Annotated in this window: 8 protein-coding genes and 1 pseudogene; all 9 read left to right on the top strand. The window is 65.0% G+C overall.

Going from position 1 to position 7,873, the window contains the following annotated elements; translation table 11 throughout:
• The first annotated feature begins 353 nt into the window (after positions 1-353).
• A complete protein-coding gene (locus H9651_RS14500; RefSeq protein WP_191720039.1) occupies positions 354-1,211 on the top strand; it encodes a lanthionine synthetase C family protein in 858 nt (285 codons plus the stop codon).
• A 540-nt stretch (positions 1,212-1,751) separates the two neighbouring features.
• Positions 1,752-2,834 carry a sensor histidine kinase gene (locus tag H9651_RS14495; protein WP_191720038.1) on the top strand — a complete coding sequence of 361 codons (1,083 nt, stop codon included), beginning with the start codon at positions 1,752-1,754 and terminating at the stop codon, positions 2,832-2,834.
• The gene (locus tag H9651_RS14490) at positions 2,834-3,526 is read left to right on the top strand and encodes a response regulator transcription factor (RefSeq protein ID WP_225216847.1); all 693 of its coding nucleotides are present in this window, start codon (positions 2,834-2,836) and stop codon (positions 3,524-3,526) included. The genes H9651_RS14495 and H9651_RS14490 overlap by 1 nt, the downstream gene beginning before the upstream one ends.
• 236 nt (positions 3,527-3,762) lie before the next feature.
• Positions 3,763-3,972 (top strand): hypothetical protein, encoded by a 210-nt coding sequence (locus tag H9651_RS14485; RefSeq protein ID WP_191720037.1) that lies wholly within the window; start codon positions 3,763-3,765, stop codon positions 3,970-3,972.
• Between the two features lie 45 nt (positions 3,973-4,017).
• Positions 4,018-5,251 (top strand): annotated as a pseudogene (locus H9651_RS14480) (IS3 family transposase).
• Between the two features lie 51 nt (positions 5,252-5,302).
• On the top strand, positions 5,303-5,461 hold the full coding sequence (locus H9651_RS15100; RefSeq protein ID WP_191720036.1) for a DUF2087 domain-containing protein: 159 nt from the start codon (positions 5,303-5,305) through the stop codon (positions 5,459-5,461).
• Positions 5,462-5,712: 251 nt separating this feature from the next.
• Positions 5,713-6,348, top strand: a complete 636-nt coding sequence (locus tag H9651_RS14470; protein ID WP_191720035.1) for a hypothetical protein — start codon at positions 5,713-5,715, stop codon at positions 6,346-6,348.
• A gap of 516 nt (positions 6,349-6,864) precedes the next feature.
• Positions 6,865-7,332, top strand: a complete 468-nt coding sequence (locus H9651_RS14835) for a helix-turn-helix domain-containing protein (RefSeq protein WP_318244894.1) — start codon at positions 6,865-6,867, stop codon at positions 7,330-7,332.
• Positions 7,329-7,688, top strand: a complete 360-nt coding sequence (locus H9651_RS14830; protein ID WP_225216846.1) for a hypothetical protein — start codon at positions 7,329-7,331, stop codon at positions 7,686-7,688. Before H9651_RS14835 ends, H9651_RS14830 begins: the two co-directional genes overlap by 4 nt.
• Positions 7,689-7,873: the final 185 nt, after the last annotated feature.

Genomic DNA, 7,873 nt, shown 5'->3' with positions numbered 1-7,873 from the left:
TTGGGCACAATGACATCCTTCCAGGGCACCCTCCCGGGCAACCCAACTCAGATGTCACCTACCTGTGCGGCAGACCCGACATCGCTCGGGCCCTGTTGAGTGACTCTGACGAGGATCGGTCCGACAGACTCTGGCCCGGAGACCCGGCGCAGTACTCCCAAGCGCCATACGCGCTCGGGCATGGCGCCCTTGGCATCACCAGCGCTTTATCCTTGGCCGGTTCTCAGCTGACTAAGGAACAGTCTCACTGGATCGAGCGCTCTCTTCGCCGGGATCTCCTGAATGGCCCGCTTGGCTTAATGAATGGCCTCGCGGGAGCCGTATGGGGATGCCGCCGTTCCGGACTGTCCGACATGGCGGAACTCGTCCTTTCCGCCGTGCTAGACAGAGACTGGCGCCACCTCGACTCGAGCTTATATGCCGGCCTTCCCGGTGTGGCCCTGACTCTGCTCGCGGGCGCGCCGGGTCGCCCCGAATTGGCGGAGACGGCCAGAGCGATGTGCTCAGAATTGAGCGATCGCCTCGACGCGCAGCGACCGCCCAGTCGAGTCCCCACCGACCGCGGTGGGCTGTTCGCCGGCGCGAGCGGATGCGCACTCCTGGCTCTGCGGCTCTTCGACTATTACCGCGAGCCCTCATACCTCGCCCTGGCGGAGCAAGCACTCGACTACGACCTCGCCTCGCTAACGGCTGGGCGCGACGGGTCTCTGCACGTAAACGAGGGGTGGCGACTATTGCCGTACCTCGGCTATGGATCCGCCGGAATCGGAGTCGTGCTCGCACAGTTCCTGACATACGTCCCCGGGGCTACGCGGTGCCAACGGGCACTCGAGGGGATTCTGTTGGCGGCAAGCGCGCCATTTACCGTCCAGGCGGGGTTGATGCATGGCCGCGCCGGCCTTGTTTATTTCTTGTCAACCACCGCCCGCTTGGGATTTGCGCCGCCGCTCGCGCGGCGCGCGCTCGACCAACATGTGGCCGCCCTGAGCCTGCATGCCATCGATGGCGAAGACGGCGTCCGATTCGCCGGCAACGGTTTGCTGCGCGCTTCGTGTGATCTCGCGACGGGCTCTGCAGGTGTCCTCGCTGTCCTGACGCAGTGCGCGAGCTTCGCCCGCGGATCGACGCCGCTGACGACGGCGTTGCCGTTCTTGGAGCCGCTTCCGCTAGGCGAGTCAGCCAACCTCCGGTCGAGTTTCTTGGGGAGGTGAGAATAATGGGTTTCCTACTTGCCCTCCAGACGCTTGAGCGTTGCCAGGATGCGGAACGCGGCGCGCAATTCGCGAGCAGCATCAGCGCCTCCGCGTGTATGAGCAGCATTTCCGCGATCTGTTGAGTCAGAGGGGCGCCGCTGAAGCTAGCGACGCCCCTCTGGTGCCCGCCTGCAGGAATACATGTCCCGTTCGACAGCGTTCTGCCGCCTGCCCCCACAGCCACAGTGCTCGGTCCGGCATGCGCGGCTTTGGCCCGCTTATGTGCACGACCAAGCCCTCTGGTCGCCGGGCCCTAGTCTAGGACGGCTGATATCGACCCAGGTTCTGTGAGGTCAAATGCTAAAAACTCGTCGCCCATGGGCTACACGCACGCACGCTGATACCGCGGCGCGAAGAATACTGTCGTCCCCGCGCGCCGCTCTCGTCTTCGCCCTGACGGTCTTCGCGACGACGACAATTCAGGTCTTGTCCACCCCAGTCACCGCGGCCCTCGATGGCAATGTGCATTGGGAGTTGGCTTTCGCTGAGCCGGTCGTGGTGGCTCTCCTCATCGCGGGATGCGCTGGGCAAGCAGCCAGTCTCCTGCTGGCCGACCGTTGGCCGGGCTGGACCGTCGCGCTGACGACCCTCACATATCTGACGCTCGCCATTGGGCTGGCAGTCCCCTCCTGGCTTACCGGCATGTACCTTGTGATTGCCCTCGCCCTCTTTTTGCTTTCCACCCGATCCACGCCTCTGAGGTCCGCACTGTGGGCGCTAGCGGTTATCGCTTTCAGCATGGGGGCGCTGCTCATTTGGCTGGTTACCACGGGCACGAGCTACCACGTCGCATTCGGCTACGTTCTCGGAGAAACGGCCCGGTTCTCCGCCCCCGCGGCCGGCGCAGCAGCGCTGGGAATCTGGTGGGGAGTGCAAATCAAGCGGATTACGCTGGCCCGCGAAGAAGCGGCACGGGTGAAGGAGGAACATGCTCGTCGCATAGGTGATGCGCAACGCGCTGAGCGGACACGCATTGCTCAAGACCTCCATGACGTCGCTGGCCAGCATCTCGCTGGGTTAATCACGCTCTCGGACGCGGCGCTCGCGATTGCGCGCGACCGGCCTGGTCAGGCGCTCAAGCTCATCAGAGAGGTCCGCAGGGAGGGTCAGTTCGCCGCCGCGAGCATCTCAGGCGTGCTCTCCGATCTTCGCGCCACAGGGACGGAAGCCACGACGATAACGGCGAATCTATCTCGGGTTCCGGAACTCGCCGGGTACTGGCGGCGCATCGGCATGGCGGTCGAGGTCTCGTTCGAGGGCAACATCCACGAGGTGCCCGCGGTCGTTTCAAGCATTGCGTTCCGCTCGCTCCAGGAAGCGCTCACCAATGCCGCTAAACACGCGCCAGGGTCAGCCGTCGCCGTGTCTATCAGCGCCGGCGACGACCAGCTCAAGCTACACGTCGTGAACACAAGCCTCGATGTCCGCGCGAGGCCCTTGCGCGGCATGGGGCTCGGGTGGGGAATAGGCGGGATACGTGAGCGGGTCGAGCTAGTGCATGGGACCCTCTCGGCGGGAGAAACTGACTCTGGCAGGTGGGAGCTACTGGTAACAATTCCGATCACGCCAGACTCGAACTGATGGAGAATTCAATGCGGTCGAGGGCATCTCGTATTCGGGTACTCATCGCCGATGACAACCGTGCAGTGCGGCGCGGTCTGCGACTCCAGCTCGATGCTGTGCCCGACATCACCGTGATCGGTGAAGTCTCGAATGGCATCGACGCGGTCACCGTCGCTCGGAGCGAGCGAGCCGACGTCGTCCTCATGGATCTTCAGATGACCGGATTGAGCGGTATCGATGCGACCCGCGCGCTTGTTGGACACGCCTCCGAGAATCAGGTGTCAGTAATAATCATGACGAGTTTCGCGAGGGATGGGTATGTGGCTGATGCCCTGGATGCGGGGGCGGTCGGATACCTACTCAAGAGTCACGATTCCGCGCAGGTCGTCGATGCCATTTACGCTGCGTCGCGGGGTGATGCCGTCGTATCCGCACGGGTCACAGCCTCGATGCTGAGGGAGTTCGTTCGGCGCGGGAAGCCCCGGGTTGCCCGCGACGCTTCCGCGATGTTGACCGTGGCCGAACGACGGGTCGTCGCCACACTGTCCAGCGGTATCACGAGCAACGAAGACATAGCGCTGCACCTCCATCTTTCCGTGCACACCGTGCGATCCCAACTTCAGTCAGCACTGAAGAAGAGCGGCACGGCGGACCGCACTCAACTTGCGCTGTGGGGCGTGCGGAACGACTTGAGCTCGGAGGCGACCTAGTCATAAGTGGGCGCGGGCGGCGGGTGCTTTCGCTTCGCCGGCCGCCGCGTCTGCGTGGCCAGCGACGAGGGTCGTGGCGCGGCCGGTCTTGTAGCGAAGTGCCGATGTGGCGTGCCTATCGCATCACTAGCCCTTGTTAGCTGCGGGGGACGTGCGCGTTCCGCCCATAGGTCGGCGCCACGGGGAGTGGGCCACCACTTTCCCACCATTCTGACGGTCACGGTCAGCCTTATGGGATGACTGCATGGCTGACACCGGAACACGGCGCATCACGATCTCTTCCTGTGGGGTTCTCCACGGAGGACGTCGCACGGATCGACACCGCGCTTGAGGCGCATCACGCACCCTCGACGCTCGACAGCTATGGCTCAGCATGGCGAGGCTTCGAACGTTGGTGCCACGAGCGCGGGTTCACGCCGCTGCCGGCCGCACCCGAGGTTGTCTGAATCGGCCTGACTTTCGTTCCGTTCTTCAAACAAGGATGGAACACGATGAACAGGAAGTACTCGCCGGAGATGCGTGAGCGTGGGTTGCGGATGCTCGCGGAGGCGCGGCCGGAGCACCCGAACATGATGAGCGCGGTCCGTCACGTCGCCGGCCTGCTGGGGATGAGCGCGGAGACGCTGCGGCTGTGGCAGCGCCGGTATGAGGTCGACGCCGGCGCCAAGCTCGGGCTCACGACCGAGGGGGCGACGCGCATCAAGGAGCTTGAGAAGGAGGTCTCGGAGTTGCGGAAGGCGAATGAGATCCTGAAAGCTGCGAGCGTGTTTTTCGCGAAGGAGCTCGACCGCCCCTGACCGAGATGATCCGGTTCATCGACGAGCACCGGGATCGTTTCGGGGTCGAGCTCATCTGCCGGGTCCTGCGACCGGCAGTGCAGGGATTCCTCACCTCCCGCGGCTACCGCGCCGCGGTCGGGCGTGCCCCGTCTGCCCGGCAGCTGAAGGACGAACTGCTGGTGCCCGAGGTCGCGCGGCTGCACGCGGAGAACTACGGCGTCTACGGGCGTCGGAAGATGCACGCGCTGATGCGCCGACAAGGCTGGGAGATCGGCCGTGACCAGACCGAACGGCTCATGCGGCTTGCCGGCGTGCGCGGGGTGAGGAAGTCGAAGCGGATGTTCACCAACCGATCCGACAAGACCGCGGCGCTACCGAGCGATCTCGTCAATCGCCGATTCTCCGCGCCCGCGCCGCGCCGCGACGGCTCTGGGTCTGCGACGTGACCTATGTCGCGACGTGGTTCGCCTATGTCGCATTCGTCACCGACGTGTACTCCCGTCGCATCGTCGGGTGGAACGTCGCCACGACGCTGCGTTCCGAGATCCTGCCGATGCAGGCGCTCGACATGGCAGCCTGGGGCGCGGGCGGGCGGCTTGACGGGCTGATCCATCACGCGGACCACAGGTCGAACTACACCGCGATGGTCTACACCGACCGGATTGTCGAACTCGGCGCCGTCCCCTCGACCGGAACCGTGGGCGACTCGTTCGATAACGCGATGGCCGAGGCGGTGAACAACCTCTACAAGAGAGAGCTGATCCGGCAGCGAGGCCCCTGGCACGTCGCCGAGCAGGTCGAACTTGCGACCCTCGAGTGGGTGTGGTGGTGGAACAACGAGCGGCTCCACGGCGAGCTCGACATGCGCACCCCCGCCGAGGTCGAGCAGGCGTACGCTGACCTCGAATCAGCCCAGCTGGCCCCTGTCGGACAAAGCTGCCGATAGGAACGAAAGTCAGGTCGATTCACTGAGCGTGCGGACCGTCCTGACAGCCGGTTGTTACCCTACTCCGACGACACCGCGGTACTGCGTCGCTACCTCGTCGACTATCACCTTGTCGAGCGCCGGGCAGATGGGACCGAGTACGCGCTGACAGGCAGCGAGCCCGTCGTTGAAGCCGACCAGGGGAAGCCGATAGTGGGTCGCGGCCGCTAGCGGTTCGACGTTCAGGCCGCCGGCGCCGAAGCCGTCCACGCCGCATGGCCGTCGCTTCAGCTGTTCGCTCCGCGGCGGCGCGCCGAGGTGACGACGTTACGCGGGGTTGTCCACCCAGTGGTGTGCCGTCGGCCAGCTTTGCGCCCGCTCTGACCTAGCTGTTGAAGCGGACGGCTGGTCCGCGACACGCGGAACGAGCCCACCGACCAGGAGTGACGTTGACCCACCTCAGCATCCGCCAAGATCAGGGTGTGAGCACCCGACCTTTCAAACGAACCGCTGTCGCCGCGCTTGTCGCCCTGACCCTCGTCGTGACCACCGCCTGCGCCCCGGAGCCCGCGGAAGCCGGACCCGCGTCGACGGCCTCCGCCCCGGAGGTCGTCGCGACCCCGACTGAGGCCCCCGACCCGCTGGAAGGTCTCGTCTCCGGAGATGTCATCCCCGCCGAGGTCGCAGCGGAACTGAACGCATCCTGGGGCAAGCAGAGCGACCACCGCGGCTACCCGATGCCGTCGGGGGAGTGGGTGCTCCTCAAGGGCCTCGAACCCCTCCCGGCGAACGCCTATCGGGCTGTGCACGATGCCGTCGTCGCCTCGATCCAGTGGCCGCTGTTCCGTACGTCGGATGCGCCCAGCACGGATGCCGCCTACGCGTTGTTCTACGCCGCCCACGAGCAGCAAGAGCTTCTCACCGGCCGGAAGATCACCCTGGTCCTGCACGCGATGAACTACGTCGACGGTTATGACCAGCCGCGGTGGTCGGCTGGCAGGTACCTGACGAACGGGTATAACGGAACCTCCCAGGAAGAAGCAATCGCGACCGCCCAAGAGTGGGTGGATGTCAGCCCGGGTGTGCGCGTCATGCTCGTCATTGACGGGCTCGCCTGAACAGGCACCGGCCACGGCGGCGGGAGCGGTACGTGCTCCGGCATGCGGACCTCCTCGCCACCTGGCTACAGAGCTCCTCGTGACGTAGCCCAGTCAAGTCCTCAGGGGCGTCGTCCGTCCTTCACCGCGTGCTCGACCGGTAGGTGCGTACAGGAAAAACGAGGACTAGTTACAGGAAACGCAGCAAGGTCCCCCCGCCGCGATCCGCACCAGGAGTAGTTCTGCCAACAGCCCACCGGTAAGTCCCGGGAACCTAAGGGTTCCCGGGACTTCTTAGTTGGTGAAGATGTGACCACGTCACCGAAAACCTACCGAATTGACCTCGCTGCGCGTCTCGCGCGTAGATTCGCGTCGATCGTTCCTGCATCGCGGTGGTTGCCCCCGGATAGCCGGGCGGCGGTGTGCGCACCTCCTGGGTATGGATGCCGAGAACAGCCTGTCGCTCGTGTCGGCGACGGTTCAATCTGACGCATAAGCGACGGGCGAAAACGAGGCCACCCAGAGCAGATTGGGTGGGTGATCTCAGTGGAAGATTGGGCGTTGATTCGGCGGCTGGTCGCGGACGGGGTTCCGCAGCGGCAGGTCGCGAGGCAGCTGGGTATTGGGCGGTCGACGGTCCATAGAGCGTTGGCGTCTGACCGGCCGCCGAAGTATGAGCGGTCGGTGCAGCCGACATCGTTCTCACCGTTCGAAGCGCGAGTCCGAGCACTGTTGGCTGAGCATCCGTCGATGCCGGCGACGGTGATCGCGGAGCGGGTGGAGTGGTCGGGGTCGATTACCTGGTTCCGGGAGAACGTCAGGCGGCTGCGGCCGGAGCATCGTCCGGTCGATCCCGCGGACCGGTTGACGTGGGCGGCGGGTGATGCGGCGCAGTGTGATCTGTGGTTCCCGCCGCGGAAGATCCCGCTCGAGGATGGCACGACGGTGTTGTTGCCGGTGCTGGTGATCGTCGCGGCCATTCGAGGTTCCTCACGGCGAGGATGATCCCGACCCGCAAGACCGAGGACCTGCTGCTGGGGTCGTGGGAACTGATCCAGCGTCTTCGGGCGGTGCCGCGGCGGCTGATCTGGGACAACGAGCCAGGGATCGGGCAGAAGGGCCGGCTGGCGCAGGGCGTCGCATCGTTCGCGGGGACGCTGGCGACGAAGGTCGTGCAGTTGCGGCCCTACGACCCGGAATCGAAGGGGATCGTCGAGCGCCGCAACGGCTGGATGGAGACTTCGTTCATGCCCGGCAGGACGTTCACGTCTCCCGCGGATTTCAATGCCCAGCTCGCCGATTGGGTGGAGAGGCGAACAGCCGGGTGGTGCGGACCATCAAGGCGCGGCCTATCGATCTGATCGAGCATGACCGGTCGCGGATGCTGCCGTTGCCGCCGATCCCGTTGCAGTTGGGGTGGCGGCAGCGGATCCGTCTGGCCAGGGATTACTACGTCCGCCTCAACGCATTGTCGACGACGCGTGAATACTGACCCCGAGGCGACGTTTGAATCTTGACCCCTCCGACACTCTTGGAGGGTGATTTC

Source organism: Microbacterium pullorum, assembly GCF_014836535.1.
GTDB classification, from domain to species: domain Bacteria; phylum Actinomycetota; class Actinomycetes; order Actinomycetales; family Microbacteriaceae; genus Microbacterium; species Microbacterium pullorum.
This window is presented reverse-complemented; position numbering and strand designations above follow the sequence as displayed.